We start from the raw sequence: 2543 nt of genomic DNA, 5'->3' as shown, positions 1-2543 counted from the left end.
ATCCGGCCTGCCCATTGGCATGCAGTTGATGGGAGATTATTTTGCAGACGATTTATTGTTGAATGTGGCGCATCGATATCAACAGGAAACTGACTGGCATCTGGCACGGCCAAACTTGAAGGCAGGGGAGGCATGAGTATGGACTGGGAAGTGGTTATCGGTCTGGAGGTTCATGCTCAACTCAACACCGCTACGAAAATATTCTGCGGCTGCCCGACTGCTTTTGGTGCAGAACCCAATAGTCATACCTGTCCGGTTTGCCTGGCCATGCCTGGAGCATTACCGGTTTTGAATGGCGCAGCCGTCGATAAGGCCATTGCTTTGGGTCTGGCGATTGGTGCCGAACTGAATCGGCATAGTGTGTTTGCGCGAAAAAATTACTTTTATCCGGATTTGCCCAAGGGCTATCAGATCAGCCAGTACGAGTTGCCTGTTGTCGGCAAGGGGCAGTTGACGGTACAGATGGCGGATGGTTCCGAGAAAGTCATCGGCGTCACCCGTGCACATCTGGAGGAGGACGCGGGTAAATCCCTGCATGAGGCTTTTGTCGGGCAGACAGGTATTGATTTGAATCGCGCCGGAACGCCATTGCTGGAAATTGTTTCTGAACCGGATATGCGTTCGTCTGCAGAAGCGGTGGCTTACTTGAAGAAACTGCATGCGCTGGTGCGCTATCTGGAAATTTGTGACGGAAATATGCAGGAAGGTTCGTTCCGTTGTGATGCCAACGTTTCCCTGCGTCGTCCTGGAGCCCCTTTTGGTACCCGGGCGGAAATCAAGAATCTGAATTCTTTCCGGTTTCTGGAAAAAGCCATTGAATATGAAATTCTGCGACAGAAGGATATTCTGGAGAGCGGTGGCAGCATTGTTCAGGAAACGCGCCTGTATGATGCCAACCGGGATGAAACCCGCTCGATGCGCAGCAAGGAAGAAGCCAACGATTATCGTTATTTCCCGGATCCTGATTTGTTGCCTCTGGTTCTCGATGATACTCGCATCGAAGAAGTCCGCCAGAGCCTGCCTGAACTGCCGGATGCCAAGCGTGAACGTTTCATGCAGGCCTATCATCTCTCGGCCTATGATGCCGGTGTGTTGACTGCCGGGCGCGATCTTGCCGACTACTACGAGAGTGTGGCGGATGGCGTGGAAGGGAAGCTGGCGGCCAACTGGGTCATGGGTGATTTGCTCGGAGCTTTGAATAAAGCAGGGGTCGAAATTCAGGATTGCCCGGTGTCTGCCGAAAAATTACGCCTGTTGGTGCAGCGTATTGAAGATAAAACGATTTCCGGAAAAATTGCCAAGGAAATTTTTGAAGAAATTTTTCACCAGGGTGGTGAAATTGATGCCATTATTGACAGTCGTGGCCTGCGTCAGATTACCGATGCGTCAGCCATTGCCGCTATGGTAGATGAAATTATTGCTGCCAATCCCCAGCAGGTTGCGGGTTTCCGGGCGGGTAAGGATAAGCTTCTGGGCTTTTTTGTCGGCCAGGTGATGAAAGCCAGTCAGGGGAAAGCCAATCCTGATCAGGTAAATACCCTGTTGCTGGAACGACTCCAGAAGCCGGAATGAAATTTTGAAGTGTTGTTTTGCGGGTGGGTAATGCCCGTTCATTCAAAAGGGTGCCAGCAGAAGGCACCCTTTTTATATGACAACTTTTGGGTGCGCTCAGGAAGCCGGAACAGTAGCGGGCACTTCCTTGACCAGTTTCAGAAATTCGGAGAACGGGCCCATGTTTTCCATGGCTTCCATTTTCGGACCCTTGAAGTTGAGGCGCCCAAACATCATGGCCATCATGGGTGAACCCATGTGGTGCCAGTCATGGGTCGTTGCCCACATTTTGTAGTCATAGCTGTAATTCAGGTCTGCTACCTTAATTGCGCCACCATAGGTGCATTCGGCCTTACCGTCCTTAGCGGCAATTTCGAGCTGAATAGGCGGCGTACTTTTCATACTGGAATCAGAGACCTCCATGACCTTGTAGCCCTTGCCTCCATTATTTTTGATCCAGGCCCCCGCGAGTTTTTCGGTCAGCGTCGGGTTATTGTTCCAGGCGGTGCAAAGCTCCTTGGCCCAGGCCGGAGACATGAAAACGGGGGTTGTGGATGCTGCTGTTGTGGCGCTACTATCTGTTGCGGAAGTGCTTGTATCTGCTGCAATTGCCATCGTAGAACCGGCGAGACCAAATCCCAAAACCGTCGCCATCACCATTTTTTTAAACATCATTTTCTCCTCCGCCATATGTATGGAATGCTCCCATTGAGCATTTGCCGAGTATAGACCGGGTTTGGTCTTGCGGAAACCAAGGTATTTTTAATTTGGTGATAAACAATTAGAAAATAAGCAGATAGTGAGTTTCCGGTGTACTGAAGGGAGATGTTTTTGCATGACTTTAAGTTGGCTGGCATTCACATTTGCCCGGGCTTTGGTTAAACTCCACCGACACGGAGGTGTGGCAGAGCGGTTGAATGCACCGGTCTTGAAAACCGGCAGGGGTTTGCGCCCCTCGTGAGTTCGAATCTCACCGCCTCCGCCACGCATTG

Annotated in this window: 2 protein-coding genes and 1 tRNA gene; 2 read left to right on the top strand and 1 reads right to left on the bottom strand. The window is 51.0% G+C overall.

The features are described from left to right. The first annotated feature begins 132 nt into the window (after positions 1 to 132). A complete protein-coding gene (gene gatB / locus AC2VLY_RS16540) occupies positions 133 to 1572 on the top strand; it encodes an Asp-tRNA(Asn)/Glu-tRNA(Gln) amidotransferase subunit GatB (RefSeq protein WP_227485484.1) in 1440 nt (479 codons plus the stop codon). Between the two features lie 96 nt (positions 1573 to 1668). On the opposite strand, the gene AC2VLY_RS16535 is transcribed toward gatB, so the two are convergent. Next, a complete protein-coding gene (locus AC2VLY_RS16535; RefSeq protein ID WP_227485483.1) occupies positions 1669 to 2226 on the bottom strand; it encodes an SCP2 sterol-binding domain-containing protein in 558 nt (185 codons plus the stop codon). 220 nt (positions 2227 to 2446) lie between these two features. On the opposite strand from AC2VLY_RS16535, the gene AC2VLY_RS16530 reads away from it, so the two are divergent. Beyond that, positions 2447 to 2536: transfer RNA gene (locus tag AC2VLY_RS16530), tRNA-Ser, on the top strand. Positions 2537 to 2543 lie beyond the last annotated feature (7 nt).

The organism is Acidithiobacillus sp. TH-A36, assembly GCF_057473445.1.
Note: the sequence above shows the minus strand (reverse complement) of the source record. Positions and strands in the feature narration are given on the sequence as shown.